A 24,860-nucleotide genomic window follows, 5' to 3' on the forward strand; every position below is an offset into this window, starting at 1 on the left:
CGGGCCTCAGACGCGTTCGATGATGGTGGCGGAGCCCAGGCCGTTGCCGGCGCACAGGGTCACGAGGGCGGTGGACAGATCGCGGCGTTCCAGCTCGTCCAGAACCGTACCCAGGATCATCGCGCCGGACGCCCCCAGCGGATGGCCCAGGGCGATGGCGCCGCCCGCGACGTTCAGGGTCGCCGGGTCGATGCCCATGATCTGGCGATAACGCAGAACGACGCTGGCGAAGGCCTCGTTCAGCTCCCACAGGTCGATGTCGGCCCGGCTCATGCCGACGTTCTTCAGCGCCTTGTCGCTGACGGCGGCTGGGGCGGTCAGCATGATGGTCGGCTCCGAGCCGATGGCGGCGAAGCCCCGGATGCGGGCGCGCGGCCTCAGGCCGGCCGCCTCGCCGAATTCCTTCGACCCGACCAGGACGGCGCCGGAGCCATCGACGATGCCGGAGGAGTTGCCGCCGGTGTGGACGTGGTCCAGCGCCTCGACCTCAGGATAGCGAGCCGCGGCGACGGCATCGAAACCCATTCCGGCCATCGCCGGGAAGGCGGGCTTCAGCTTGCCAAGGCTCTCGACCGTGGTCTCGGGCCGCATGTGTTCGTCACGGTCCAGCAGCACCTCGCCCATGACGTCGACGACCGGAACGATCGAGCCGGCGAAATTGCCCTCGGCCCAGGACTTGGCCGCGCGGCGCTGGCTCTCCGCCGCATAGGTGTCGACGTCGTGGCGCGAAAAGCCGTCGAGGGTGGCGATCAGGTCGGCGCCGATGCCCTGGGGTGCGAACCAGTTGTTGAAGGCGACGCGCGGGTCGGCGGACCAGGCGCCGCTGTCGGCGCCCATGAAGGTGCGGCTCATGCTCTCCACCCCGCCGCCGACGCCGGCGTGGGCCATGCCCGACATGACCTGGGCGGTGACGTTGTTCACGGCCTCGAGGCCCGAGGCGCAGAAGCGGTGAACCTGCTGGCCCGCGACGGTTTCGGCATAGCCGGCGTTGATCACGGCGGCGCGGGCGATGTCGCCGCCCTGCTCGCCCACCGGCTGGGCGCAGCCGATGACCACGTCGTCCAGAAGCGCCGTGTCCAAACCGTTACGATCGCGCAGCGACCGCAGCACCTGGCTCAGCAGCTCGACGGCCGTCACCTCATGCAGGGAGCCGTCGGGTCGACCCTTGCCGCGCGGCGTGCGCACATGGTCGTAGATATAGGCCTCTGCCATGACGCACCTCGTTTCGACGCCCCGATCGGGTCGGGCGTCCGCTTTTTACCAACCGAACGGTTGGCAGCTAATTGGCAGGGCGTGTAGGGTGAACGCAAGTCCAAAAGGGAGTGAACCATGCGGGTCATCGTCACCGGAGCCGCCAGCGGGATCGGCGCAGCCGTCGCTAGGGGCCTGATCGCCGGCCGGGTCATGCCGGGCCCGCATCACGTGCTGCTGGTGGACCGGGACGCCGAAGGACTGACGCGGATCACGGCCGAATTGGGAGGGACCGCGACGTCGTTCGTGACCGACATCGCCGATCCCGACTGCGGCGCGGCCATCGCGGCAAGGGCCGTCGAGGCCATGGGCGGAATCGATGGCCTGGCCAGCAATGCGGGGATCATCCTCGGCGCGCCGCTGGCGACCATGGACGTCGCCGATTTCGACCGGATGATCGCCATCAACACCCGGGCGACCTGGCTGATCGCCAAGTCGGTCTATCCGCATCTGGTCGCGGCGGGCGGCGGCTCCATCGTGGCGACGGGTTCCATCTCCGCCAGTCACCCGACCCCACCCCTGGGCGCCTATTCCGCCAGCAAGGCGGCCCTGATGATGCTGGTGCGCCAGATGGCCAACGAATGGGGGCCGGACGGCATCCGCTGCAACACCGTCTCGCCTGGCCCGACCCTGACGCCGATGACCGCCGGCGGCTATGCCGACGAAGAGCGCCGGCGGAGGCGGGAGGCCGGCCTGCCCTTGCGCCGACTGGGCGCGCCGGAAGACATCGCCAACGTCATCCTGTTCCTTCTCAGCGACCTGTCGCGCAACGTCACGGGCGTCGACCTGCTGGCGGACGGCGGCCTGGCGACAACCCTGATGACCGCCAGCGGCGCGGGCAGCGGCCAGACTTCGGCGGGCTGAACACCGTTGATTTTCGACCAAACGGTTGACAAAATGAGATCGAGCCGGACAAGACAGATCGATCCATCAAGGCCGATCCCATCATGCCTGACGCCCCCACCTTTCCGCCGCCGCCCGACGTCGCCGGCACGTCCCTGTCGGGCGGCGAGTTCTATGTGATCTCGGCCGAGGAGAACGCCGCCCTGTGCCGCTCGACCGGAGTCGAGCCGGACGCCGGCGGCGAGGCCCACCCGATCTACTATTACATCGCCACCCAGGTCGGGATGGGGGTGACCGTCGCGGGCCTGTGCGCCGCCTGCGACTTCGACATCGAAGAAGGCCCGATGATGGGGTCGTCGTCCGTGACCTTCGAACAGCCGCTGGTCACCGACCAACCCTATGTCGTGACCGGCCAGATCCGGTCCCTGACGCGCAAGCCCAGCCGGGCGTTCGGCGTCATGGACCTGCTGGACTACGAACTGCGCCTCTGTCTGCCGGACGGGCGGCCCGTGGTTACGTCGCGCAACAGCTGGGCGCTCCCCCGGCGGGAGTTGGCGCGATGATCGCTGTCGGAGACGCCCTGCCGCCCTTCCGGATCGCCTCGGTCGATCCGGACGCCATGAAAATCTGGGCTGCCGCCCTGCACGATCCCAATGCCATCCACCTGGACCGGGCAGCGGTGGCGGCCAAAGGTCTGGGCGACCGGGTCATCAACCAGGGTCCGGCCAACCTGGCCTATGTCATCAACATGATCAGGGCCGCCTTCCCCGGCGCCGCGATCCGTTCGCTCGACGTCCGCTATGTCGACAATGTCTTCGAGGGCGACGACGTGACGGCCGGCGGGACGGTCAGCGCGATCGAAGGATCGGAGGTGACCTGCGACGTCTGGCTGCGGGCGGCTGAGCGGGACCTTGTCATCAAGGGCGTGGCGGTCGTCAAAACCTCTCCAGACAGGCGGAACGGGTGAAGGGCGGCGGCGCGGTGTTCGCGCGATGACGAAGGTTCTGATCATCGGCGCCGGTCACGCCGGAGGCTCGGTCGCGGCGTTGCTGAAGCAGTATGGTTTCGACGGACAGATCGTGTTGGCAGGCGAGGAGACGGCGCCGCCGTACCAGCGGCCGCCGCTCAGCAAGGCCTGGCTGAAGGGCGAGGCCGAGATGGAGACCCTGCTTCTGCGCCCGGAGAGCTTCTACGCCGAACAGGGGATCGACCTGCGCACCGGCGTGACGGCGACCGCGATCGATGCCGTGGCCAAGACCGTGACCTTCGTCGACGGGACGATCGAGCCCTACGACACCTTGATCCTCGCGACCGGCTCGACGGCGCGGAAACTGCCGGTCCCGGGCGCGAACCGGCCCGAGCTGATCGAGTTGCGGACCCTGCATGACGCCGAGCGGCTCAAGACGGCGCTGGGCCCCGGCAAGCGGCTGGCGGTGGTCGGGGGCGGCTATGTCGGGCTGGAGGCGGCGGCCTCGGCGCGGGCCCTGGGCGCCGAAGTGGTGGTGATCGAGCGGATGGACCGGGTGCTGCAGCGGGTGGCCTCCGAACCCCTGTCGGCCTTCTTCACCGCCCATCACCGCGGGCATGGCGTCGAGATCCGCACCGGCGTCGAGGTCACCGGTTTCGAGGCCGGCGGGGTGCGGCTGGCCGACGGCGAACTGATCCCGGCTGATGCGGTGCTGGTTGGCGTCGGAGCCCTCGCTCGCGATGGTCTGGCGCGGACGGCGGGCCTGGCCTGCGACAACGGCGTGGCGGTCGACGAGACGGCGCGAACCTCTGACCGGAACATCTACGCCGTCGGGGACATGACACAGCGGCCGATCCCGGCGATGGGCGGGCGGATCATGCGGCTGGAGAGCGTGCCCAATGCGCTGGAGCAGGCCAAACAGGCCGCTGCCGCCATCACCCGCCGCCCGGCGCCGTCGCCCGAGGTCCCGTGGTTCTGGTCCGACCAGTACGAAATCAAGCTGCAGATCGCTGGCCTGCCGTTCGACGCCGACCGTCAGGTGGTCCGGGGCGACCCGGAGAGCGGCCGCTTCGCCGTCTTCCATCTGAGGGGCGACCGCATTGTCTGCGTCGAGGCCGTCAGCGCCCCGTCCGAATTCATGGCCGGCCGGCAAATGATCGGCAGGGGGACGGCTGTGGATTTCGCCAAGCTGATCGACCCTGCCGTGTCGATAAAAAATGTGGAGCGCTCCGCTGTGACCGACGACGGAAGGGCCGGGTGATGGCCGAAGGCGCGCACAAACGGGCGGCCGCCGGCATGACCGTGAGCGATCTGGCGGACAGCCTCGGCACGACCGTTCGTGCGTTGCGCTACTATGAAGACGCCCGGCTACTGAACCCGACGCGGGACGCGCGTCAGACACGCCTCTACGGGCCGGAAGACCGGGCAAGGGCCGAGATGATCGTGGTTCTGAGACGGGCCGACGTGTCGCTCAAATGCATCGAGGCCGTCGTGAAAGGGGAATCCGCCCTCGACCTCCGCCAAGTCGCCGACCTTCTGGAAGACCGGCTGGCGGCGGCCAAGGCGCAGGTGTCGGAACTCGAACGCCTGCTCCCGGCCGCCCGGTCCGGGGACCTCTGGCGCTACAACGCTCCCCCGGGCCGGGCCGTCCGCCCGACGGGCGCGGAGCCCTGAGCGGCCCACCAGCATGGGTTCCGGCTGCTGCGTGGAGACAGGCCGCCTTCAGGCTGACGGCGCCATCCGTGACGGGCTGTTTGCGTCCAAGTATGGACAAGGCCGGACCCGACCGATGCGGTCGCAAGGACAGCTCATGAAGCCGCGACGCAATCTGATCACCGACGTCGAGGGCCTGTCCGTAGGCCAGGCGCACGACGAAGCGGCGGCCAGCGGGGTCACGGTGATCCTTGCCGACCGGCCCGTCATCGCCGCGGTCGATGTCCGGGGCGGCGCCCCCGCCAGTCGTGAGACCGAGACACTTCGACCCGAGAACCTGGTGCAGGAGATCGACGCGATCGTCTTCGCCGGGGGTTCCGTCCACGGTCTGGCAGCCGGGGACGGAGTCGCCGCCTGGCTTGGCGCTCGGGGGCGGGGATTCGCGCTCGGCGGCGGCGCCGGCGTGCCGTCGTCTCCGATCGTGCCCGCAGCCTGTCTCTACGACCTGGCCAATGGCGGCGCCAAGGACTGGGGCGAGGACCCGCCCTATCGGACTCTCGGCCGGATCGCCGCCGGGACGGCAACGCCGGACTTTGACATCGGAACGGCGGGCGCCGGATTTGGGGCACGCGCGGGCGGACTCCCCGGGGGCATCGGTTCCGCCTCGGCGACCATGGCCAACGGCGGCGTCGTGGGCGCCCTGGCGGCCGTAAACAGCTTCGGATCGGTTATCGCACCGGGCAGCGGCCAGTTCTGGGCTGCGCCGTTCGAGATCGATGACGAGTTCGGCGGTCTGGGCGTCAGCCAAGCTCCGGTCTTTCACCAGACCTGGGGGCTGGCCAAGGCGTCGGCGGCGGGGGGTCTCAATACGACTCTGGCCTGCGTCGCCACCGACGTCGCTCTGTCGCGTGTCGAGCTATTGCGAGTGGCGGTGATGGCCCAGGACGGGCTGGCGCGCGCCATCCGCCCCGCCCACACGCCGTTCGACGGTGATATCGTCTTCGCCCTGTCGACAGGGCTCCGGGAATTGCCATGCGATGGGCGCCGGCCCCTCGCAATCGCCCGGATCGGGGCGACAGCGGCGGACGTCGTCGCACGGGCCATCGCCCGCGGGGTCTTTCACGCCAAAGGGTTCGGCCGCCATCAGCATGACGAAACGTTGGGCTGAGGTCTGGGTCTTGAACTGTTGCATCCTCCGGTCCCGTGGTTGGTACGGCGAGTGCGAGTTCTCCGCCCTGTGGTCCGCCCGCAAGCGACCCGGCCCGTGCAGGTGGCCCAGCTAGCGCTGCGCCGCAATCCCGCCGCTGCGCACGAGAACATTCAGCACCGTTCCTTCAGCATCGACGGCGCGCCGTCGGCAGAGCGCTTGCCGCCGATCCTGCAGCCCCCGGCTCCGATCTGGGCTGAAGCGGACCCTCGCAACGGCTCAGACGACTCAGAGGCGGACAAAGCGCAGGGTCGCAGGCCTGACGTATTTTAGGGTTGGATCAAGGGTCGATCGCTCACGCGATCTACAGCTTATTGATTTCAAGGAGCAAAACACTGCGCCCTGGTGGAGCCGAGGAGAAGCGCGGGGAGCCACACGACCTTGCGACGCACGATCGCGACGACCGCGAGCACGCCGAGCGCGACGACAGGAGCCCAGAGGATCAGGCGGACCTGAAGCGTCGGATGGTCGAGCGAGCCGAACATGAACAGCGTGCTGGCGACCTGCTGGCTAAAGACGGCGCTCGCCAGCCAGACGCAGATCGCGAGCACCCACCAGACCCGTTGCACACTACGCCCCCGGCAGCTGCAGCAGATGTTTGGCGATGATGTTCAGCTGGACCTCACTGGTCCCGCCCTCGATGGAATTGGCCTTGGTCCTCAGCCAGTCGCGCGCCGCCGCCCCATGGCGCGAACGGTCGCTCTCCCACTCCAGCGCGTCCGACCCGCCGGCCGCCATCAGCAGTTCGTGGCGCCGCTTGTTCAGCTCGGACCCATAGTATTTCAACATCGAGGCGATCGCCGGATGCGCCTGGCCCGCCTTCACCTGATCCCCGGTCCGCTCCATGGTCAGGCGGAAGGCGGCGGCGTCCACCTCCAGCTCGGCGATCCGTGCACGGAGCATGCCGTCATCCAGCCGCCCGTCGTCATCCAGCCCGATCGATCCGGTCGCCACCTGGCCCAGCGGCCGGCCGCCCCCGAGCTCGCCCATGGCCCCGATCATCGTCCGCTCATGGGCCAGCAGGTGTTTGGCCACGTCCCAGCCGCGGTTCAGGGTCCCGACCAGGTTCTCCTTCTCCACCCGCACGTCGTCGAAGAAGGTTTCGCAGAACGGGCTCTTGCCCGAAATCAGGGTGATGGGCCGGGTGCTCACGCCCTTGGTCGCCATGTCGAACAGCACGAACGAAATGCCCAGATGCTTGGGCGCCTCCGCATCGGTTCGCACCAGACAGAAGATCCAGTCCGCCTTGTCGGCATAGCTGGTCCACACCTTCTGGCCGTTGACGATCCAGTGGTCGCCCCGGTCTTCGGCCCGCGTCTGGATCGCCGCCAGATCGGACCCCGCACCCGGCTCGGAATAGCCCTGGCACCAGCGGATTTCGCCGCGCACGATCCCGGGCAGGAAGCGCTGCTTCTGTTCCTCGGTTCCGAACGCCAGCAGCGCCGGTCCCAGCATCCAGACCCCGAAACTGGCCAGCGGGGCCTGCGCCTGGATGCGCCGCATCTCCGAGTTCAGCACCTTGGCCTGTTCACGGCTCAGGCCTCCGCCGCTGTATTCAGCTGGCCACTCCGGCGCGGTCCAGCCCCTGGCCGCCATCCGCTCCAGCCAGACCTTGTGCGCCGGTGTGGGAAACTCGGCGTTGCGCCCGCCCCACACCCGGGCCTCGTCGCTCTCGACCGGCCCGCGGCATTCCGCCGGACAGTTCGTCTCCAGCCAGGCGCGGGTCTCCGCGCGAAACGCATCAAGATCGGTCATGTCAGCCTCCGTCCGGCGACCCTAGCAGCGATTCACGGGTGACGCTGCGTCAGCCGCCGCCCGGCAGGAACGGGGAAAACGTAATCACCGTGAAGGTGTCGCGGATGTTGGCCCGCGTCTGCACCGACTTCGTCACGAACGTCCCGATATCCATTTCCTTCGGCAGCTGGAACTTGGCCAGCAGGTCGTACTGGCCCGAGGTCGAATAGACCTCCGAGACGTATTCGACATTGTCCACCATATCGGCCGCCACGTCGTTGGCGTGGCCCAGCTCGCATTTGATGAAGACGAAGATGGCGGTCATCATGGCGGCGGTCCTCCGGTGCGTGGAGGTTCATCTAGCGGATGGTTGCGTGACGGGTAAGAGCGAAGCGGCGATCGATCTCGAGGCCGAGTACAACAACCGCGCCCGCGTGCCCGACCATCCGGCCGTCATGGCCATGTGGCGCGAGACCGCCGAGGCCGCCCGGGCCGCCCGTCCGCCTGTCGGGATCGCCTACGGCCAGGGCGAGCGCGAGGTCATGGACCTGTTCGACGCCGGACCCGGCGCGCCGATCGCCGTCTTTCTGCACGGCGGCTACTGGCAGGCCCTGGACAAGGACTGGTTCAGCGGCCTCGCCCCGGCCTTCCTCGCCAACGGCGTCAGCCTGGCCATCCCGTCCTACGACCTCGCGCCGACGGTCCGCCTGGGCCGCATCCTGGGTCAGGTGCGCGAGGCGGTGGAGGCGATCCGCGCCCGCACCGGCGCCCGGCCGGTCGTCTTCGGCCACTCCGCCGGCGGGCATATGGCGGCCTGCCTGCTATCCGAGGGCCGCGTCTCCGCCGCTGTCGCCATCAGCGGGATCTTCGACCTCCGGCCCCTGCTGCAGACCTCGCTGAACACGGCCCTCGACCTCGACGAGCGCGAGGGCGCCGCCCTGTCGCCAGTCTTCTGGCCCGTGCCCAACGGATCGACCCCGGGCGGGACAGTGCTGGACTGCGTCGTCGGCGGCGACGAGAGCTCCGAGTTCCTGCGCCAGTCGCGCATGATGGCCGATCACTGGGCCGCCAACGGCGTCGAGACCCGCTACGAGACCCTGCCCGGCCTGAATCATTTCACGGTGCTGGATCCGCTGTTCGACCCGGACAGCGCGCTGGTGAAGCGAATCGTCGGCCTTGCGAAGGGCGGTGCCTGACCCTGTCGCTGACCGCCAAAGCAGCGCTGGCGCCACCGGTGGCCATTCATCGTCCTTAACCCCCGAATTCATCGCTTGACCGATGGGCTGAATGATTGTGATTGCGCGCGACCCGTTGGCCTCCCCCAGCCCGTTCCTTCCGTCGAGTTCCATGTTCCGCGCCATTCGAAAGTTCCTCCGCCAGCTTCGCTGCCGCCGCCATCGCTGGCGGCCGGACCGCCGCGTTTCGGGGCGTGAGTTCTGCGACCTCTGCGGCGCCAAACGGCAGACGGCCTGAGCGCCTCGCCAGATTTTCGAAACACAAAGTTCCGCGCCTCTCCGCGCCGCCGCTTTCCCGGAACGCAACGGGTGGGATAAGCATGGCGGGCTGCCGGACGCCGGCGGAGGAATCAGACCATGCGCCACGACCGCCTCGCCGTCCTGACCGCCCTTGAGTCCCAGGGCGTGGCCCCGGTCTTCTATCATCCGGATCGGCAGGTCAGCCTGAACGTGATCCGCGCCTGCGCCCGCGGCGGAGCGCCGGTGATCGAGTTCACCAACCGCGGCGACTTCGCCTGCGACCTGTTCGGCGACATCGCCCGTGAACTGCAGCGGACAGATCCGGACATCATCCTGGGCATCGGCTCGGTGGTCGATGCGGGCACGGCCAGCCTCTATCTGAACCGCGGTGCCCGCTTCGTCGTCAGTCCCTGCCTCGTCCCCGAGGTCGCCCGCGTCTGCAACCGGCGCATGACGGCGTATTTCCCCGGCTGCGGTTCGGTCACCGAGATCGGCCAGGCCCATGAGCTGGGCTGCGAGATCGTCAAGCTGTTCCCCGGCGCCAGCGTCGGAGGCCCGGACTTCGTCAAGGCCGTGCTGGGTCCCATGCCCTGGACGAAGATCATGCCCACAGGCGGCGTCGACCCCGACGAGGCCAGCATCGCCAGATGGTTCGGCAGCGGCATCGTCGCCGCCGGCATGGGCTCGAAACTGGTCACCGACGCCGCCGTCAAGGCCGGCGACTGGGCCGGCATCGAGGCCAACGTGCGCAAGTCGGTCGATGCGATCGCGGCCTTCCGGGCGAAGTAGAACGAGTGGCTGGTGGCCAGTAACTCCTACAGCCCCAGCGTCGCGCTGTTGAGGTCCAGTTCCGCCGCCAGGATTACCGCCACGTCCGGATGTGCGGCCCTCAGCGCGTCGATGAACATGGCTGACTGGCCGACCACCACGACCCAAGCCTGGTCGGAACCGACGCCTTGCGCCGCCGCCGCCACGCCCTCGGGCGTCGTGGCGTTGATCTTGCCGGGATAGGTCTCGACCTCGGTCAGCGGCAGGCCAAAGGTGACGAGATCCGCCAGCACCCCGCCCAGTCCGCCCGTGGTCTCGACCGCGCGCGAGAAGCCGCCGGTGATGAAGGCTTCGCGGTCGGTCACCGCCTGATCGGTCACGGCCTCGGTCTTCAGCCGGTCGAACTCGGCCAGCACCAGGCCGACGACCTCGGCGGCGCTCTCGTTCTTGGTCTGGGTCGTAGCGGCCAGCAGGCCGCCGTCCACTCGCGCGGTCAGCGTCGAATTGGCGCCGTAGGACAGACCGCGTTTGGCGCGGACCTCCTGGAACAGGTGGCCGTTCTGGCCCCCGCCGATCACGCTGTTGACTACCGACAGGGGATAGAAGGCTTCATCCGACCTACGTGGTCCACGCACGGCGGCCGTCACCGCGGCCTGACCCGCGCCCGGCAGATCGACCACGACGATGCGCGGCGCGGGCCGGTCGCCCGCCCTGTTGGCGACAGTCGGAACCGCGCCCGCCGGACGTTCCCATCCGCCCAGCGTCCGCTCGGCGAAGGCGAAGGCCTGTTCCGGCTCCATCCCGCCCGTGATGATCAGGGCGGAGTTGTCGGGCCGCCACCAGCGGTCATGGAAGTCGACGACCTGGTCGCGCGTCAGGGCGCCGACCGAGGCCGGCGTTCCCGAAGCCGGCGCCCCATAGGCCGCGCCCCCGAAGGCCAGCCGGTTCAGAACCTGCGAGGCCAGGGTTCCGGGATCGCGCAGGGCGACCGTCAGGCCGGTGACCGTCTGCGTCCGGCTGCGCTCCAGCTCCGCCGCGGCGAAGGTCGGGCGCTGAACCACGTCAGCGAACACCGAGCCGGCCTCATCGGCGGATGCGATCGGGGCGGACAGTGACAGGGCGCTCGAATCCGCACCGGCGCCGCCGTCCAGATTGGCTCCCAGCGCTTCCAGCGTCCGCGCGATCTCGGGCGCCGAGCGGCCGCCTGCGCCCCGGGTCGCCAGATTGGCGGTCATCGAAGCCAGCCCCGGCTGGCCGGCGGGATCCCCGGCCGCTCCGCCCGCCATTCTCAGCTGGACGTTCATGATGGGCAGGTTGGTCGACTTCGCCGCGATGACCCGCAGGCCGTTGGACAGCGTCCGCTCGACCACCCGCGGCGTCGCCATGGCACGCACCGCGCCCGGCGCCGGGGGCGCCATCCGCTGGCCTTCGGGCAGCAGTTCGTTGGCCGGCAGTATGGCCGGCGGCACGGTCAGATAGGTCGGGACCGGCGCGGGGTTGCGCCAGCTGTCCTCGGGTACGCCCACGGGCCGGGCGCTCTCGTCCTGATAGCGTACCATCACCCGCGTCTGGTCGTTGAGGTATGTCCGCGCCACCCGTTGCACGTCCGCCGCGGTCACGGCCTGGATGGCCGCCAGCCGCGCGTCCGGCGCACCAGGATCGTTCCGGGAGACGATGGCCTGACCCAGGATGAAGGCCCGGCCGGAGGCCGTTTCGCGCTGACGCAGATCGGCGGCCACCAGCTCTGTCCTGGCCTCGGCCAGTTCGGCCGCGGTCACCGGCTCGTCGCGCACCCGCGCCAGTTCGACGTCCAGCGCCGCCTCCAGATCGGTCATCGACTTGCCGCGCGCCACCGTGGCCGTCACGCCGATGGAGCCGTCCTCCTCCATGTTGTTGGCGCCAAAATTGGCGGTCGAGGCCAGTTGCTTGCCATAGACCAGAGCCTGGTACAGACGCGAGCTGTCGCCGCGCGACATGATCGCCTGCAGTACGTCCAGCGCGGCGGTGTCGGGGTTGTTCGCCGCCAGGCCCGGATAGAGCACGCCCACCGCCGGCATCGGCACATTGGGCGCCCAGGCCTCGACCAGGCGCGGTGCCGTGCGCGGAGTTTCGACGGGCCGCCGGAACACCGGCACGGGACGCTCCGGGTTCGGAATATCGGCGAAATACTGGTCAACCAGGCGGTCCAGCTGCGCCGGATCGAAATTGCCCGACACGATCATGGTCGCCGTCGCCGGGCGATAATAGGCCTCGTGAAAGGCCCGCGCGTCGTCGATCACCGCCGAATCCAGTTCCTCGATCGAACCGATCACGCTGCGGCGGTAGATGCTTTCGTCAAAGCTGTTGTCCCCGATCACGAAGCGCTGGAATCGGCCATAGGGGGGCGCCAGCACCCGTTGCCGCAGCTCTTCCTTGACGATCGAGCGCTCGGCCTGGAACACCGCGTCGTCGACCACCGGCCGCGCCATGCGCTCGGCATGGGTCCACAGCATGGTCTCCAGATACTGCGGCGGCACGGTCTCGTAATAGTTGGTGAAATCCTGACCGGTCGAGGCGTTGCGCGATCCGCCCGCGTTCTCGACCAGGGTCGAGATCTGGCCATAGGGCAGGTTGACCGTCTTGCGGCTCAGTATGTGTTCGAACAGGTGGGCGAAGCCGCTGCGGCCCTGCGGATCGTCCTTGCCGCCGACATTGTACCAGAGGGTCACCGTCACCGTGCCCGCGGTGGCGTCCGGCATGGCGTAGACGTCCAGCCCGTTGACCAGCTCGCGGTGGGTGTATTCCAGCGGCGGCACGGAGATCGGCGCCTGGGCGGCGGCCGGCCCGCTGGCGAAAGACGTCAGGGCCAGCAGTGAGGCCCCCAGAAGCGCGGCGGTGCGGGTCATGTCGGGGTCCCCAGGGGTTCTCGTCTGAACAGAGGTCCGGACCCTATCAGCGCGCCGCGCCGCCCCAAGTTACGTCGCCGTAATGATCGCTTCGACTTCGGCCCGCGTCGGCAGCGAGGGCTGGGCCCCGGGCCGCGTCGCCGCGATCGCGCCCGCGGCGCAGGCGAACCGCAGCGCTTCATCGGCCGGCATCCCTTCCAGCAGGGCCACGCAGATCGCGCCCACGAAGGCGTCGCCCGCGCCCGTCGCGTCCACGGCCTTCACCCGGGGCGGCGTCGCGCGCGCCAGCTCCTGACCTCGCTGGTACATGACCGCGCCCTTCGCCCCCTCGGTCACCACCACCCGCCCGCCGCCGTTGTGCAGCAGGTCGCCGTAGAAGGCGGCCTCGGTCTCGTTGACCACCAGCAGGTCGGCCCGCCGCAGCAGCTGGTCCGACACCGGCGCGGCCGGGGCCAGGTTGACGCAGACGAACTCGGTCGCCCGCCCCACCGCCGCCTCGACGGTCGGGATCGGCAGCTCCAGCTGCACGATCAGCGGACAATCGATCCGCGCCGGAAGCTGTTCGGGCGTGACGCGATGGTTGGCCCCGGCGCAGACCACGATCTGGTTCTCGCCCTGTTCGTCGACGGCGATCAGGGCCACGCCGGTCGGCTCGGCGATGTCGGTCTCGACCCCTGACAACTCCACGCCATGGGCGATCAGCAGGGCCAGGGCCGCGCCCGCCATCTCGTCGTCGCCGACGCAGCCGGTCAGGCTGACATCCGCCCCCAGCCGCTGCGCCGCCAGCGCCTGATTGGCCCCCTTGCCGCCCGGATGCCGCGCCAGGGTCGCCCCCGTCACGGTCTCGCCCGGGCGCGGCAGGGCCGGCGCGCTGGCGACGAAATCCAGATTGATCGAGCCGACGACCGTGATCCTCATCGCACCGCCTCCGTGATCAGGGCGAACACTCCGTCGGCGTCCGCCGAAACCGCCCAGCGGTGCGGCGCCGTCGCCGGATCGACACGGAACTCCACCGCCGTATGCCCCCGCGTCAGATCGCTGGTCGTCTCCACCTCGACCCGGCACGGCTTCAGCCCGAACAGGTCGGGCCGCAGCAGCCAGGCCACCGGACAGGGATCATGCACGGGCGGCGAATCCCGGCCGACGATCCTGCGCTCGACCCGCTGCGAGAACCGCATCATCGCGGCCGCCGTATCCGCCATCGGCCTGTCCAGGGCCTCGAGCGCCGCGATCCGCGCCTCGGTCGCCCGCACCTGGTGCGTCGCGTCCAGCCCGAACAGCACGGCGTCGCAAGCCGTCGCCAGAACCTCGGCCGCCGCCTCGGGATCGGCCCAGATATTGAACTCGGCCGAGGCGGTGATGTTGCCGCCCTCGGACCGCGCCCCGCCCATGATCGCCACCGGTCCCAGCCGTTCCGCCAGTCGGGGCTCCTTGCGCAACGCCAGCGCCAGATTGGTCAGCGGCCCCAGCACGGCCACGGCCACCGACTTCTCCGGCCGGCCCATAACCCGATCGATGATGGCGTCGGCCGCATGCCCCTCCGCGCACGGAAGGTCCGGCTCGAACGGCGTCAGGTCGCCCAGCCCCTCGGCCCCGTGGAACTCGCCCGCCCCCGCCGCCTCGCGCCGCAGCGGCCGGTCTGCCCCCATGAACACCGGCACGCCCCCGCGCTCCGCGATCTGGCGCAGCATCCGCGCGTTCCGCGCCGTCTTCTCCACCGGCACATTCCCGCCCACGGCGGTGATGGCCAGCAGGTCCAGCTCCCCCGACCCGAAGGCGAGCATCAGCGCCACGGCGTCGTCCACGCCGGGATCGCAATCGATGATGAGGGCTTGGCGGGTCACCGCCCCTTATCGGCACGCGACCGCACGGCTGCAAGCTGGACGTCAGTCTTCCGGAGTGTTCGCCCCGGCCATCCAGCGGGCTTCATAGTCGGCGGCCGTCCGGCGGATCAGATCCAGAATCGCAAGATGTCCGATCAGACCCGACAATCGCGGCGCATCCTCACCGGGGTTCAGTTTCAGGTTCCGGTTGGTCGTGAGCGCCTGAAGCGTCCGGCCGTCCTCGGGGCGGCTCCGCCCGAACCCGCACAGAGGCTGGTCGTCGTCCAGCAGGATGGCTCCCTGCTCGCCCGACGGCGGCGCCGCGCGAAACTGGTGCGCGCTCAGCAACCCCGCCTGCGCCCTCAGCTTGCCGGAACGCTCGAAGATCAGCACACGCTGGTCCGTCAACGCATAGGTCTCGCCGATCCGGCGGGCCAGCCAACGCCCGGTGCGCCAGCTGTCCTGAAGGAGGCCGATCAGAAAGACGATGCCGATGACGATGACGATCGGGCTCTCGCGCAGCTCCCATGCCGACGCCCCGACCAGCAGCAGGATCAGCCACCAGAACAGGTTGAACACGATGGCCGCCCCCTGACGGCGCGACAGGAACTGCAGCGAATGGGGCGCGCCGGTCCAGATGACCCTTTCGCCCGGTTGCAGCAGGTCGCGGGCCGCCGTCTCCGGCGTCACTTGCACCGGTCGACGCAGACCTGCGCCAGCACCTCGGCCGAATCCACCAGCGGAACGGACACGTCCCCCGCCCCCAGCAGCAGCGGCACCTCGGTGCAGCCCGCGATCACCGCCTCGGCCCCGGCCGCGACCAGGGTCGCCGCCAGCCGCCGCATCTCGGCGCGCGGCCCTTCGCCCAGGTCGCCGCGCTTCACCGCATGAACGCAGGACATGAAGGCCTCGCGCGCCGCGCCGGTCAGCCGCACGATCTTCACGCCCTTGCCCTGCAGCGCACGGGCGTACAGCGCCTCGCCGCCCGGCGTGGCCAGGACGCCGATCTTCTTTGCCCCGCCCGCCGCCGCCGCCTCGGTCGTCTCGGCGATCATGTCGATGAAGGGCAGGCCGACCTTCCTGATCCCCGCCGCCTGGGCGTGGGCGGTGTTGCACGGCATGCACAGCACCTGCGCCCCCGCGTCCCGCAGCCGCATCGCCATCTGCCCCAGCGTCGCCTCGGCGGCGTCGGACTGGCGGTTGCGGTCCGGCACCTGCGGATTGATGTCGGCGATGATGCGGATGTGGTCCTGATCGCCCTGCGCCGGCGTCAGCGCCTGCACCCGCGCCAGAAACGCCACCGTCGCCGCCGGCCCCATGCCGCCCAGAACGCCCAATACCTTCGCCATCAGAGCGCTCCCTCGATCTCGCCCTGGTATCCGAACAGGCCCTGCGCCCCCCCGGTGTGCAGGAACACCACCGTCTCGTTCTCGAACCGCCCGGCCTTCGCCAGGGCGATCAGCCCCTTCATCGCCTTGCCGGTGTAGACCGGGTCCAGCACGATCGCGTCGGTCCGCGCCGCCAGTTTCAGCGCCTCGATCACCGCCCCGTCGATCAGGCCATAGCCCTCGCCGACATAGTCGCAATCGGCCACCACCATCGCCTCCGTCACCGCATCGGGCCGCCCCAGCAGGGCCGCCGTCTCGCGCGCCAGCTTGAGCACATTTTCCTCCTGCTTCGCCTTCGGCGCCCGCACCCCGATGCCAAGCACCGGAATATCGGCCCCCATCACCGCCAGCCCGGCCACCAGCCCGGCATGCGTCCCGGCGCTGCCCGTGGCGGTGATGATCCGGTCCACCTGCATGTCCAGCTCGTCCGCCTGGACCACGATCTCGCGCGCGCAGTCGACATAGCCCAACGCCCCCACCGGGTTCGAACCCCCGCCCGGGATGATGTAGGGTTTGCCGCCGCGCGCCCGCACCTCGGCCGCCGTCTTCTCCAGCTCGGCCGTCATGTCGCTGCCGCCGGGCACCGTGCGCATCCCCGCCCCGAACAGCCGATCCATCAGGACGTTGCCGTTGTGCGTATAGTCGATGGCTTTCGACCCCGTCCGCTCCTCCAGGATGACCTCGCAGGCGAAGCCGTGCGCCGCGGCCGCGGCCGCCGTCTGGCGCACATGGTTCGACTGCACCGCACCCTGGGTCACCAGGGTGTCGGCGCCCTGCTCCATCGCGTCGCCCAGCAGGAATTCCAGCTTGCGGGTCTTGTTGCCGCCGCCGGCCAGACCCGTGCAGTCGTCACGTTTGATCCAGATCTCGACGCCCAGCGCCTCGCTCAGCCGCGGCAGCGGCTCCAGCGGGGTCGGCAGATGGGCGAGACGAACGCGCGGAAAGCGGGCGAGGTGCATGGGTAGGCGGCTCCGGTGTCCGCCCCTTCTAGACGCCTCCGGACGATTTGCCGACCGGTTCGCCAATGTTTCGACGCGGCTCCCCGGCGGCGAACCTCAAGCCTGGCCTTTCACCCTCGGCGGCCGATCAGGGAAACGACCGCCCGGGCGCTCGGACCGCGTCGGCCTTCCGCAACGCGTCCAGCAGAATCCCGACCACCTCGCGAGGCGTCAGCTCGTCATCATCGATCAGACTGTCCAGGGCCGCGCCATGGACGGGGGTGATCCGCGCGTTGGCCATGGACCAGCGGCTGAACAGGCGTTCGGAGATGGGCTCGCGCCCCATAAGGACGACGTCGCGGTGGCGGGGATCGCTCTCCAGCCGCCGCAACAGGGCGTCCAGCGCCTGCGCCGATCCTTCCACGACCTGGATATAACGGTCGCGGTGCGCGGCCAGCACCCCGGTCAGACCGTCCCGGTCGTTGTTGCGCTGCGACTCGGCCAGGATGACGGCCAGGTTGCCAAACGAGGATGTGGTGCCCGTGGCGGTGCTTTCATAGACCAGCCGTTCCAGACGCAGACTCATGCTTGCCCTCTTTATCGTCGGCCTTAATGCAACTCCGCCCCCGGGGTTGCAGGCGCGTTAAAGATTTGCCCCGGAACGGAAATGTCCGTTTCCCGACATGGACCGTCCAGGTCCCGCCCTCACGGCCGGCAAAATTTTTACAACGGCGAGGAACGGTTTTCCGGGACCGCGGTTTATCGATCGGACCTTGCGGCGATGCGCGCTCGACAGAGTCCTCCGCGGCCCGGTCTCTGCCACGCCCCCCGACGCAGACCGGGCCGCAACCCTCTTCCCCCCGCCATCCCCCGCGCCGCTTGCCGACTCACCTCGCGCGGCCCGATGCTGCGCGCATGGCCGAATCGCCCGTCAGACTGCGCGACCGCAGCGCCACCGAGACCGCCATCGTCGCGGCGGGCGAGCGCATCCTGCTGCGCGATGGCTTTCCCGGCCTGAACGTCCAGACCCTGGCCGCCGAGACCGGCTGCGACCGCAAGCTGGTCTATCGCTATTTCGACGGCGCCGACGGGGTGGTCGACCGCATCGCCCGCCGGGCCAACGCGGCGCTCGCGGCCAGCCTGGCGTCCATCCCCCTGGTCGAGACCGCCAGCCTTCGCACCTTCGCCCGCATCAGCCTGCTGACCTGGCTGGCCGCCCTGCGCGCCAGTCCGCTGTCCCTGCGCCTGATGGCCTGGGCGCTGGTCGAGGACTCCGACCTGCTGCGCCGTGTCGAGGCCGAGCGCGCCGCCGTGCTGCAGAACTGGATGCGTGAGCGCCGCCCCCGCCTGCGCGTCCCGCCCGAAGGCGATCCGACGGCTCTCAACGCGGTGCTTCTGGCCGCCGTCCAGCAGCTGGCCCTGTCGGCCGATCGGCGCGGCGGCGTCGCCGGCCTGACCCTCGACGCCGAGGGCTGGCCCCGCGCCGAGGCCGCGCTGGACCGCCTGCTGCTCGCCTTCCCCGACTGAACCGGGAGCCTCGGCGCTGCAGAGGCGTTGGGGACCCGATGACTGCCAGGCTCGCGATCAACACAAGCCGGGAACGCGCCTATGCGGCCAGCCTCGGCCGGGCCTTCGGCGGGGCCCTGATCTTCGCCTTCCCGCTTCTGATGACGATGGAGATGTGGGCGCTCGGCGTCGCCATTCAGCCCGCTCGGCTGATCGCCTTCGTCCTGCTGACCCTGCCCCTGCTTTACGGCCTGTCCGACTATGCCGGGTTCAACGCCCGGCGCGGCTGGCGCAACGACGTGTTCAACAGCCTGTCCGCCCTGGCCGTGGGCTTCACCACCGCGGCGGCCTTCCTCGCCCTGTTCGGTCTGCTGGGTCCCGACATCAACGCGGGGGAGGCCATCGGCCGGATCACCCTGCAGGGCCTTCCCGCCGCCATTGGCGCGACCCTGGCCCGCCGCCAGCTCGGCGCGGGCGCCGACGAGGGCGCAGAGGACACCGCCCCCTACCACGGCGAACTGTTCCTGATGGCCGCCGGCGCCCTGGTTCTGGCCTTCAATGTCGCCCCGACGGAAGAGGTCATCCTGATCGGCTACCAGATGGCCGGCTGGCAGATACTGCTGCTGGCCCTGATCTCGATCGTCCTGCTGCACCTGCTGGTGTTCTCCGTCGGCTTCGCCGGTCAGGAGTCCGCCAGCCACCCCGGGGCGGCCCTGTTCCGGTTCACCATCGTCGGCTACGCCCTCGCCATCCTGGTCAGCCTGTTCGTGCTGTGGGTGTTCGGGCGGCTGGACGGCCAGGCGCCGTCGATGATGGTGTCCACCACCGTGGTGCTCGCCTTCCCCGCCGCCCTTGGGGCCGCCGTCGCGCGGCTGCTGGTATAGTTACATGGCTCGAAAACCCGCCCCCGCCCGCAAGACTCCCGCGTCACGGCCCCTTCTTGAATGGGCCGTGGCCGGTCTGGGTCTGGTCGTGACCGTCGGGGTCCTGATCGTGCTGGCCGCGGCCGCCCTCGCGCCCGCGTCACCGCCCGCGCTTTCGGCGCGCGCCGCCTCGGTCGCGCCGGTCGCCGCCGGCTTCCGGGTCGAGGTCGAGGTCCGCAACAGCGGCCGTCAGACCGCCGCCGCGGTCGAGGTCGAGGGCGTCCTGACACCGCCGGCCGGCGCGCCCGAAACCGCCACCGCCACCCTCGACTATGTCCCGGGCGGCGGCGTCGAAGCCCTGAACCTGCTGTTCCGCCAGGACCCCCGTCAGGGGCGGCTCGAACTGACCGTGCGCGGCTGGTCCGAGCCCTGAGTCGCCGTCAGAACGTCAGCCGCATGTCGTATCGGTCGCCGCCGGGCGCATGGCCGTCGCGCTGAACGGCCTCGATCACGAAACCGAACCTCCCGTGGAAGCCTGTCGCATGCACGCCGGTGTCCGGCCCGTCGCCGACGTTCCGGTCGTCTCCGTCCGCTTCCGAGGCCCTTGCGCCCGCTTGACCCTCGCGGTCGGCGGGCGCAGTTTCCCGGCGTTCTCCGGGGGGTCGCATCCGAGCGGCTGAGATTGGCGTATTCGCCTGACCCGTCGAACCTGATCCGGGTCATGCCGGCGAAGGGATGGGAATTGTCTTTTCGTCCGCTCACCCCGGCGAATGCCGGGGCCCAGATGGAATTCTCGCCGGTCAGGCCGGAGTTCGCGATCTGGGTCCCGGCATTCGCCGGGATGAGCGGAGAAGAGGGATAACCGTCCGGCGCCGGCGGACCTCCAAAGAGAGGCCGCCATGAACATCGCCGTCACCCCGCCCAAGGCATCCGAGGCTCAAGCAGCGAGCGATAGCCTCCCGCTTAAAGACGCCCGCGAGGCGGTGATGAAGGAGACCGGGACCATCCCCACCGGCGAACGCGCCGGCTCGCGCAAGGTCTATGTCGCCGGCGAGATCCACCCCGACATCCGCGTCCCCTTCCGCGAGGTCGCCGTCCACCCCAGCGCCAACGAGCCGCCGGTGACCATCTATGACTCCTCGGGCCCCTACACCGACCCGACCGTCACCATCGACATCAAGCGCGGCCTGCCGCTGGTCAAATCCAGCTGGCAGCTCGACCGCGGCGACATCGCCCCCGTCCTCAACCCGCGCGAGGTCAAGCCCGAGGACAACGGCCACGCCTCCGGCAAGAACCTCGCCCCCCGTTTCGACACCAGCCATCACCGCGTCTTCAAGGGCGTCGAGGGCCGTCCGGTAACGCAGTACGAATACGCCCGGGCCGGGATCATCACCCCCGAGATGGAATACGTCGCCATCCGCGAGAACCTGCGCCGCGAACAGACCGCCCCCTGCATCCGCGACGGCGAGGACTTCGGCGCCGCCATCCCCGACTTCGTCACCCCGGAGTTCGTGCGTCAGGAGATCGCCCGCGGCCGCGCCATCATCCCGCACAACATCAACCACCCCGAGGTCGAGCCGATGATCATCGGCCGCAACTTCCTGGTGAAGATCAACGCCAACATCGGCAACTCCGCCGTCCTCTCCAGCGTCGACGACGAGGTCGACAAACTGGTCTGGGCCACCCGCTGGGGCGCCGACAACGTCATGGACCTGTCGACCGGCCGCAACATCCACAACATCCGCGACTGGATCATCCGCAACTCCAGCGTCCCCATCGGCACCGTGCCGATCTATCAGGCCCTGGAAAAAGTAAGCGGCGTCGCCGAGGACCTGACCTGGGAGGTCTACCGCGACACCCTGATCGAACAGGCCGAACAGGGCGTCGACTATTTCACCATCCACGCCGGCGTCCGCCTGCCGTTCGTGCCGATGACCGCCAACCGTGTCACCGGCATCGTCTCGCGCGGCGGCTCCATCATGGCCAAATGGTGCCTGTCGCATCACCGCGAGTCCTTCCTCTACGAGCATTTCGAGGACATCTGCGACATCATGCGGGCCTACGATGTCAGCTTCTCCCTGGGCGACGGCCTGCGCCCCGGCTCCATCGCCGACGCCAATGACGAGGCCCAGTTCGCCGAGCTGCGCACCCTCGGCGAGCTGACGAAGATCGCCTGGGCGAAAGGCTGCCAGGTCATGATCGAGGGCCCCGGCCACGTGCCGATGCACAAGATCAAGGCCAATATGGATGAGCAGCTGAAGCACTGCCACGAGGCGCCCTTCTATACGCTCGGGCCGCTGACCACCGACATCGCGCCCGGCTACGACCACATCACCAGCGCCATCGGCGCGGCCATGATCGGCTGGTTCGGCACGGCCATGCTCTGCTACGTCACGCCCAAGGAGCACCTCGGCCTGCCCGACCGTCAGGACGTCAAGGACGGCGTCATCACCTACAAGATCGCCGCCCACGCCGCCGACCTGGCCAAGGGCCACCCGGCCGCGCGGATGCACGACGACGCCCTCAGCCGCGCCCGGTTCGAGTTCCGCTGGGAAGACCAGTTCAACCTCGGCCTCGACCCCGAGACGGCCCGCAAATACCACGACGCCACCCTGCCGAAAGAGGCCCACAAGACCGCCCATTTCTGCAGCATGTGCGGGCCGAAATTCTGCTCGATGAAGATCAGCCAGGACATCCGCCGCGACGCGCAGGCGCAGAACGACGCGGGGGGATCGCTGGCGGAGGCGGAGGCCGGGATGGCGGAGATGAGCGCGAAATTCCGGGCCGGGGGCGGGGTGGTGGAGGTGAAGGTGCCTTAGCGACTTGTCGGCATAGGCACGATCAAGCTAGACCGCATTTCAAATGGAGGTTGAGTGTGGCCAATCTTGAAGAGGTATTTCGTCTAGCCGGCGTGCCGACTTACACCTTCGTCGAACCGCTGCGCTACGGTGCCATTAAAGTAGCCGTTCGAACGCCCGGTCGCTGTGTTGTTCTCGAGGGCCCATCCGGCATTGGCAAAACGACCACTGTCACTCAAATCGTGGAGAACCTCGGGAAGGGCGGCGAGATCATCCAACTGAGCGCTCGAAGGCCTGCGGACATCGATATGATTTCCGCGCTCCCAGACATGGGGAAGATCGGCACAGTCGTTATCGATGATTTTCATAGACTGACAGACGAAGTAAAATCTAAACTATCGGACTACATGAAGTTGCTCGCCGATACGTCTGACGAGCACTCCCAACTTGTCCTGATTGGGATCAACAAAGCGGGCGATCAACTTGTTCAAGTTGCTCACGATTTGGGTTTGCGTATTGATATATTCAAAATGGAGGCAAACCCGCCGGATAAGGTTGAGGAGCTCATCGCTAAAGGAGCAGACGCTCTCAACGTTAGATTTCTTGATAACTCTCAGATCGCAAATGCTGCGCAAGGAAGTTTCCATATAGCGCAGGTTTTGTGTCATTATATATGCGTTGAAGCGGAAATTACTGAGACTCAAGAAACGCTTACCGAGATCGATGTCTCAGTAGACGTTGTTATAGATCGCGTTATGGCTGACCTCGGACGGCAATTTATGACTCCGTCTCTAGTTTTTGCAGGCGGATCCAAAATCCGCCGAGAGGGGCGAGCTCCGTACCTTCACATTTTGAAGTGGCTTTCGGAAAGCGACGACTGGTCTCTCGATCTTGCTGAATTGCTTCGCCTGCACCCAGAACACAAAGGCAGCATCGGACAAGTTATAAAAAAAGGACACTTGGAAGCTCTGCTGCGCGACAAATCCGAAGTGCTTGGTCATCACTTCCATTATGAACCGTCCACAAGGGTTCTAAGCGTCGAGGACCCGAAACTAATATTCTTCCTGAGAAACCTAGTATGGCGTAATTTTACCCGCAAAGCTGGTTTCGCGACCGACTACTTCAAGGGTGCCTACGATTTTGCTCTGTCGTTTGCGGGTAACCAGCGAGAGATCGCTCACGAGCTTCACAACATTCTAGAAGAACGTGAGGTGTCTGTGTTCTATGACCACAACGAACAACATCGAATCATCGCCCGTAATGTGGAAGATTACTTAGGGCCAATATATCGGACAGAGGCGAGGTATGTGGTTCCGATACTGTCCGCCGAATACCCCACGCGGATTTGGACCAAATTTGAGAGCGATCAGTTCCGGCAGCGGTTCGGTGAAGAGGCGGTCATACCAGTCCGTCTAACTGACGTTAGGGAGGGCTTCTTCTCTGAGGAGCGGAACTACGGCGGCTTGGCTTTCGATCCGGCAGGAGACCAAACCGCACAGCTCCGCGCTATCGCTGACATTCTCTGTGCGCGACTAGAAGAAGACCGGGAGAAGGCTGACGTTGAGGCAGATGAAGCGGCGCAAGTCGAAGCTTCGGCCGCGAACGACAGCTAAAACTGCGCTTCGCCACTAGGCCGCCCCGGCCTACCATTTCGGACGCTGAGCCCCACAGCCTCCCCTCCCGTTCGGGATGACTTCTGGCTCACCCCTCCCCCGCCATCCCCCGCAACGCCTCCTCAAACACCCCCGCCGGCTGCCCGCCCGAGATCAGCCACTTCCCCTCCACCACCACGGCGGGCACGCCGTTGATCCCGCGCGAGACCCACAGCGCCTCCGCCGCCCGCACCTCGGCGGCATAGAGGTCGTCGGCCAGCACCTCGACCGCCTTGTCCCGATCCAGCCCCGCCGCCGCCGCCGCGTCGGCCAGGACGGCGGCGTCCGTCAGTGTCTTCCCGTCGGTGAAATGGGTCGCGAACAGCGCCTTCTTCAGCGCCCTCTGTTCCGCCGCCCCGACCGTCCCCGCCCAGTGCAAGAGCCGGTGGGCGTCGAAGGTGTTCCAGATGCGGCTGTCCGGCCCCATCCGCATGTCGAACCCCGGCCAGGCCTCGGCCGCCCGTTCGGTGATCATGGCCCGGTTGGCCGCCGACTGTTCGGGGGTCGAGCCGTATTTGCGGCCGATGTGTTCGACGATGTTCTCGCCCTCGGGCGGCATCTGCGGGTTCAGCTCGAACGGCTGGAAATGCACCTCGGCCGTGATCCCCTCGGCCTTCAGCGCCTCCAGCGCCGTTTCCAGCCCGCCCAGCCCCACGACGCACCAGGGGCAGACGATGTCGGAGACGAAGTCGATGTGCAGGGTGCGGGTCATGGGATGTCTCCGGTGGGCGCCTCATACAGGTTCCTTCTCCCCTTGCGGGAGAAGGTGGCATGCGAAGCATGACGGATGAGGGTCACACAGACGGGTGAGTCATCCGCTCGCATGGCCACGGCCGGAGCGACGGGCTACGGCCGGTTCCGCAACCTCAGCCTCGGCGCCAGGACCCAGGCCAGAGGGACCGAGACCGCGCCGGTGGCGGCGATCATCCACCAGACGGCGGCCATTATCTCCGAGGCCTCCAGCGGCGCGGCCAGCAGGGCGACCATGCCGAGGCCGAAGAACACCGCCTGGATCATCGGCCAGAGCAGGGCGGCGATGGCGAAACGGGTGCGCATGGGGCGTCTCCTTGGTGTGCCCCGAACAACGGCCCTCCGGCGCGGGCGTTCCG

Annotated in this window: 27 protein-coding genes and 1 riboswitch; of the genes, 13 read left to right on the top strand and 14 right to left on the bottom strand. The window is 68.4% G+C overall.

Annotated features, from left to right (window positions below; genetic code table 11):
* Positions 1 to 6: 6 nt before the first annotated feature.
* The gene (locus PSV23_RS12480; protein ID WP_300469433.1) at positions 7 to 1,212 is read right to left on the bottom strand and encodes an acetyl-CoA C-acetyltransferase; all 1,206 of its coding nucleotides are present in this window, start codon (positions 1,210 to 1,212) and stop codon (positions 7 to 9) included.
* 117 nt (positions 1,213 to 1,329) lie between these two features.
* Here PSV23_RS12480 and PSV23_RS12485 point away from each other — a divergent pair, with 117 nt between their 5' ends.
* The 6 genes from PSV23_RS12485 to PSV23_RS12510 all read left to right on the top strand — a co-directional run bounded on the left by PSV23_RS12485 (position 1,330) and on the right by PSV23_RS12510 (position 5,882).
* Positions 1,330 to 2,115 carry an SDR family oxidoreductase gene (locus PSV23_RS12485; protein WP_300469435.1) on the top strand — a complete coding sequence of 262 codons (786 nt, stop codon included), beginning with the start codon at positions 1,330 to 1,332 and terminating at the stop codon, positions 2,113 to 2,115.
* Positions 2,116 to 2,198: 83 nt separating this feature from the next.
* Positions 2,199 to 2,657: a hypothetical protein gene (locus PSV23_RS12490; protein WP_300469437.1), complete on the top strand. Its 459-nt coding sequence runs from the start codon at positions 2,199 to 2,201 to the stop codon at positions 2,655 to 2,657.
* Positions 2,654 to 3,061: a MaoC/PaaZ C-terminal domain-containing protein gene (locus PSV23_RS12495; RefSeq protein WP_300469439.1), complete on the top strand. Its 408-nt coding sequence runs from the start codon at positions 2,654 to 2,656 to the stop codon at positions 3,059 to 3,061. Before PSV23_RS12490 ends, PSV23_RS12495 begins: the two co-directional genes overlap by 4 nt.
* 25 nt (positions 3,062 to 3,086) lie before the next feature.
* Positions 3,087 to 4,322, top strand: a complete 1,236-nt coding sequence (locus PSV23_RS12500; RefSeq protein ID WP_300469441.1) for an NAD(P)/FAD-dependent oxidoreductase — start codon at positions 3,087 to 3,089, stop codon at positions 4,320 to 4,322.
* Positions 4,322 to 4,735, top strand: a complete 414-nt coding sequence (locus PSV23_RS12505) for a MerR family transcriptional regulator (RefSeq protein ID WP_300469443.1) — start codon at positions 4,322 to 4,324, stop codon at positions 4,733 to 4,735. The genes PSV23_RS12500 and PSV23_RS12505 overlap by 1 nt, the downstream gene beginning before the upstream one ends.
* A 136-nt stretch (positions 4,736 to 4,871) precedes the next feature.
* A complete protein-coding gene (locus PSV23_RS12510) occupies positions 4,872 to 5,882 on the top strand; it encodes a P1 family peptidase (protein WP_300469445.1) in 1,011 nt (336 codons plus the stop codon).
* Between the two features lie 359 nt (positions 5,883 to 6,241).
* On the opposite strand, the gene PSV23_RS12515 is transcribed toward PSV23_RS12510, so the two are convergent.
* From PSV23_RS12515 to PSV23_RS12525, 3 genes are read right to left on the bottom strand one after another with little or no spacing between them, the layout of a single operon-like run.
* Complete coding sequence (locus PSV23_RS12515) at positions 6,242 to 6,490, bottom strand: hypothetical protein (RefSeq protein ID WP_300469447.1); 249 nt, start codon at positions 6,488 to 6,490, stop codon at positions 6,242 to 6,244.
* Between the two features lies 1 nt (position 6,491).
* Entirely contained in the window at positions 6,492 to 7,676 is a 1,185-nt protein-coding gene (locus tag PSV23_RS12520) for an acyl-CoA dehydrogenase family protein (RefSeq protein WP_300469449.1), read from the bottom strand.
* A gap of 49 nt (positions 7,677 to 7,725) precedes the next feature.
* On the bottom strand, positions 7,726 to 7,983 hold the full coding sequence (locus tag PSV23_RS12525; RefSeq protein ID WP_056618579.1) for an Lrp/AsnC family transcriptional regulator: 258 nt from the start codon (positions 7,981 to 7,983) through the stop codon (positions 7,726 to 7,728).
* A 46-nt stretch (positions 7,984 to 8,029) separates the two neighbouring features.
* Between PSV23_RS12525 and PSV23_RS12530 the strand changes: the two genes are divergently transcribed.
* Both PSV23_RS12530 and PSV23_RS12535 read left to right on the top strand, forming a co-directional pair.
* Positions 8,030 to 8,851 carry an alpha/beta hydrolase gene (locus PSV23_RS12530; protein WP_300469454.1) on the top strand — a complete coding sequence of 274 codons (822 nt, stop codon included), beginning with the start codon at positions 8,030 to 8,032 and terminating at the stop codon, positions 8,849 to 8,851.
* Between the two features lie 396 nt (positions 8,852 to 9,247).
* A complete protein-coding gene (locus PSV23_RS12535; protein WP_300469456.1) occupies positions 9,248 to 9,919 on the top strand; it encodes a bifunctional 4-hydroxy-2-oxoglutarate aldolase/2-dehydro-3-deoxy-phosphogluconate aldolase in 672 nt (223 codons plus the stop codon).
* 26 nt (positions 9,920 to 9,945) lie between these two features.
* Here PSV23_RS12535 and PSV23_RS12540 read toward each other — a convergent pair whose 3' ends face one another.
* The 7 genes from PSV23_RS12540 to PSV23_RS12570 form a co-directional block, all read right to left on the bottom strand.
* The gene (locus PSV23_RS12540; RefSeq protein WP_300469458.1) at positions 9,946 to 12,783 is read right to left on the bottom strand and encodes a pitrilysin family protein; all 2,838 of its coding nucleotides are present in this window, start codon (positions 12,781 to 12,783) and stop codon (positions 9,946 to 9,948) included.
* Between the two features lie 69 nt (positions 12,784 to 12,852).
* Positions 12,853 to 13,701, bottom strand: a complete 849-nt coding sequence (locus PSV23_RS12545) for a ribokinase (protein WP_300469460.1) — start codon at positions 13,699 to 13,701, stop codon at positions 12,853 to 12,855.
* Positions 13,698 to 14,627 (bottom strand): nucleoside hydrolase, encoded by a 930-nt coding sequence (locus tag PSV23_RS12550; protein ID WP_300469463.1) that lies wholly within the window; start codon positions 14,625 to 14,627, stop codon positions 13,698 to 13,700. Before PSV23_RS12550 ends, PSV23_RS12545 begins: the two co-directional genes overlap by 4 nt.
* 42 nt (positions 14,628 to 14,669) lie before the next feature.
* Complete coding sequence (locus tag PSV23_RS12555; protein WP_300469465.1) at positions 14,670 to 15,302, bottom strand: hypothetical protein; 633 nt, start codon at positions 15,300 to 15,302, stop codon at positions 14,670 to 14,672.
* Positions 15,293 to 15,955, bottom strand: coding sequence for an amino acid racemase (locus PSV23_RS12560; protein ID WP_300469467.1), 663 nt, complete (start codon positions 15,953 to 15,955; stop codon positions 15,293 to 15,295). The genes PSV23_RS12555 and PSV23_RS12560 overlap by 10 nt, the downstream gene beginning before the upstream one ends.
* On the bottom strand, positions 15,955 to 16,953 hold the full coding sequence (locus PSV23_RS12565) for a D-cysteine desulfhydrase (RefSeq protein ID WP_300469469.1): 999 nt from the start codon (positions 16,951 to 16,953) through the stop codon (positions 15,955 to 15,957). Before PSV23_RS12565 ends, PSV23_RS12560 begins: the two co-directional genes overlap by 1 nt.
* Before the next feature lie 127 nt (positions 16,954 to 17,080).
* The gene (locus PSV23_RS12570) at positions 17,081 to 17,518 is read right to left on the bottom strand and encodes a BLUF domain-containing protein (RefSeq protein ID WP_300469471.1); all 438 of its coding nucleotides are present in this window, start codon (positions 17,516 to 17,518) and stop codon (positions 17,081 to 17,083) included.
* Between the two features lie 329 nt (positions 17,519 to 17,847).
* Here PSV23_RS12570 and PSV23_RS12575 point away from each other — a divergent pair, with 329 nt between their 5' ends.
* Genes PSV23_RS12575 through PSV23_RS12585 form a run of 3 tightly spaced genes read left to right on the top strand, consistent with a single transcriptional unit; the run spans position 17,848 to position 19,734 of the window.
* The gene (locus PSV23_RS12575) at positions 17,848 to 18,459 is read left to right on the top strand and encodes a TetR/AcrR family transcriptional regulator (RefSeq protein ID WP_300469473.1); all 612 of its coding nucleotides are present in this window, start codon (positions 17,848 to 17,850) and stop codon (positions 18,457 to 18,459) included.
* A gap of 38 nt (positions 18,460 to 18,497) precedes the next feature.
* Positions 18,498 to 19,322 carry a TIGR02587 family membrane protein gene (locus tag PSV23_RS12580; RefSeq protein WP_300469475.1) on the top strand — a complete coding sequence of 275 codons (825 nt, stop codon included), beginning with the start codon at positions 18,498 to 18,500 and terminating at the stop codon, positions 19,320 to 19,322.
* A 4-nt stretch (positions 19,323 to 19,326) separates the two neighbouring features.
* The gene (locus PSV23_RS12585) at positions 19,327 to 19,734 is read left to right on the top strand and encodes a hypothetical protein (RefSeq protein ID WP_300469477.1); all 408 of its coding nucleotides are present in this window, start codon (positions 19,327 to 19,329) and stop codon (positions 19,732 to 19,734) included.
* 7 nt (positions 19,735 to 19,741) lie between these two features.
* Here PSV23_RS12585 and PSV23_RS12590 read toward each other — a convergent pair whose 3' ends face one another.
* On the bottom strand, positions 19,742 to 19,969 hold the full coding sequence (locus tag PSV23_RS12590) for a hypothetical protein (protein ID WP_300469479.1): 228 nt from the start codon (positions 19,967 to 19,969) through the stop codon (positions 19,742 to 19,744).
* Positions 19,947 to 20,055, top strand: a riboswitch (TPP riboswitch). (Overlaps the previous gene by 23 nt.)
* 232 nt (positions 20,056 to 20,287) lie before the next feature.
* On the opposite strand from PSV23_RS12590, the gene thiC reads away from it, so the two are divergent.
* On the top strand, positions 20,288 to 22,120 hold the full coding sequence (gene thiC / locus PSV23_RS12595; RefSeq protein WP_300470453.1) for a phosphomethylpyrimidine synthase ThiC: 1,833 nt from the start codon (positions 20,288 to 20,290) through the stop codon (positions 22,118 to 22,120).
* 56 nt (positions 22,121 to 22,176) lie between these two features.
* Positions 22,177 to 23,712 carry a TIR domain-containing protein gene (locus PSV23_RS12600; RefSeq protein WP_300469481.1) on the top strand — a complete coding sequence of 512 codons (1,536 nt, stop codon included), beginning with the start codon at positions 22,177 to 22,179 and terminating at the stop codon, positions 23,710 to 23,712.
* 88 nt (positions 23,713 to 23,800) lie between these two features.
* On the opposite strand, the gene PSV23_RS12605 is transcribed toward PSV23_RS12600, so the two are convergent.
* Together PSV23_RS12605 and PSV23_RS12610 are read right to left on the bottom strand one after the other, a co-directional pair.
* Positions 23,801 to 24,463 (bottom strand): DsbA family oxidoreductase, encoded by a 663-nt coding sequence (locus PSV23_RS12605; RefSeq protein ID WP_300469483.1) that lies wholly within the window; start codon positions 24,461 to 24,463, stop codon positions 23,801 to 23,803.
* A gap of 134 nt (positions 24,464 to 24,597) precedes the next feature.
* A complete protein-coding gene (locus PSV23_RS12610) occupies positions 24,598 to 24,807 on the bottom strand; it encodes a hypothetical protein (RefSeq protein ID WP_300469485.1) in 210 nt (69 codons plus the stop codon).
* Positions 24,808 to 24,860: the final 53 nt, after the last annotated feature.

The sequence above is a fragment of the Brevundimonas sp. genome (assembly GCF_029946145.1).
GTDB lineage: Bacteria > Pseudomonadota > Alphaproteobacteria > Caulobacterales > Caulobacteraceae > Brevundimonas.

Coding starts and splice junctions, on each gene's coding strand:
- PSV23_RS12480 (WP_300469433.1), bottom strand. CDS start 1,212: ATGGCAGAGGCCTATATCTACGACCATGTGCGCACGCCGCGCGGCAAG.
- PSV23_RS12485 (WP_300469435.1), top strand. CDS start 1,330: ATGCGGGTCATCGTCACCGGAGCCGCCAGCGGGATCGGCGCAGCCGTC.
- PSV23_RS12490 (WP_300469437.1), top strand. CDS start 2,199: ATGCCTGACGCCCCCACCTTTCCGCCGCCGCCCGACGTCGCCGGCACG.
- PSV23_RS12495 (WP_300469439.1), top strand. CDS start 2,654: ATGATCGCTGTCGGAGACGCCCTGCCGCCCTTCCGGATCGCCTCGGTC.
- PSV23_RS12500 (WP_300469441.1), top strand. CDS start 3,087: ATGACGAAGGTTCTGATCATCGGCGCCGGTCACGCCGGAGGCTCGGTC.
- PSV23_RS12505 (WP_300469443.1), top strand. CDS start 4,322: ATGGCCGAAGGCGCGCACAAACGGGCGGCCGCCGGCATGACCGTGAGC.
- PSV23_RS12510 (WP_300469445.1), top strand. CDS start 4,872: ATGAAGCCGCGACGCAATCTGATCACCGACGTCGAGGGCCTGTCCGTA.
- PSV23_RS12520 (WP_300469449.1), bottom strand. CDS start 7,676: ATGACCGATCTTGATGCGTTTCGCGCGGAGACCCGCGCCTGGCTGGAG.
- PSV23_RS12525 (WP_056618579.1), bottom strand. CDS start 7,983: ATGATGACCGCCATCTTCGTCTTCATCAAATGCGAGCTGGGCCACGCC.
- PSV23_RS12535 (WP_300469456.1), top strand. CDS start 9,248: ATGCGCCACGACCGCCTCGCCGTCCTGACCGCCCTTGAGTCCCAGGGC.
- PSV23_RS12540 (WP_300469458.1), bottom strand. CDS start 12,783: ATGACCCGCACCGCCGCGCTTCTGGGGGCCTCACTGCTGGCCCTGACG.
- PSV23_RS12545 (WP_300469460.1), bottom strand. CDS start 13,701: ATGAGGATCACGGTCGTCGGCTCGATCAATCTGGATTTCGTCGCCAGC.
- PSV23_RS12560 (WP_300469467.1), bottom strand. CDS start 15,955: ATGGCGAAGGTATTGGGCGTTCTGGGCGGCATGGGGCCGGCGGCGACG.
- PSV23_RS12565 (WP_300469469.1), bottom strand. CDS start 16,953: ATGCACCTCGCCCGCTTTCCGCGCGTTCGTCTCGCCCATCTGCCGACC.
- PSV23_RS12570 (WP_300469471.1), bottom strand. CDS start 17,518: ATGAGTCTGCGTCTGGAACGGCTGGTCTATGAAAGCACCGCCACGGGC.
- PSV23_RS12575 (WP_300469473.1), top strand. CDS start 17,848: ATGGCCGAATCGCCCGTCAGACTGCGCGACCGCAGCGCCACCGAGACC.
- PSV23_RS12580 (WP_300469475.1), top strand. CDS start 18,498: ATGACTGCCAGGCTCGCGATCAACACAAGCCGGGAACGCGCCTATGCG.
- PSV23_RS12585 (WP_300469477.1), top strand. CDS start 19,327: ATGGCTCGAAAACCCGCCCCCGCCCGCAAGACTCCCGCGTCACGGCCC.
- PSV23_RS12590 (WP_300469479.1), bottom strand. CDS start 19,969: ATGCGACCCCCCGGAGAACGCCGGGAAACTGCGCCCGCCGACCGCGAG.
- thiC (WP_300470453.1), top strand. CDS start 20,288: ATGAAGGAGACCGGGACCATCCCCACCGGCGAACGCGCCGGCTCGCGC.
- PSV23_RS12605 (WP_300469483.1), bottom strand. CDS start 24,463: ATGACCCGCACCCTGCACATCGACTTCGTCTCCGACATCGTCTGCCCC.
- PSV23_RS12610 (WP_300469485.1), bottom strand. CDS start 24,807: ATGCGCACCCGTTTCGCCATCGCCGCCCTGCTCTGGCCGATGATCCAG.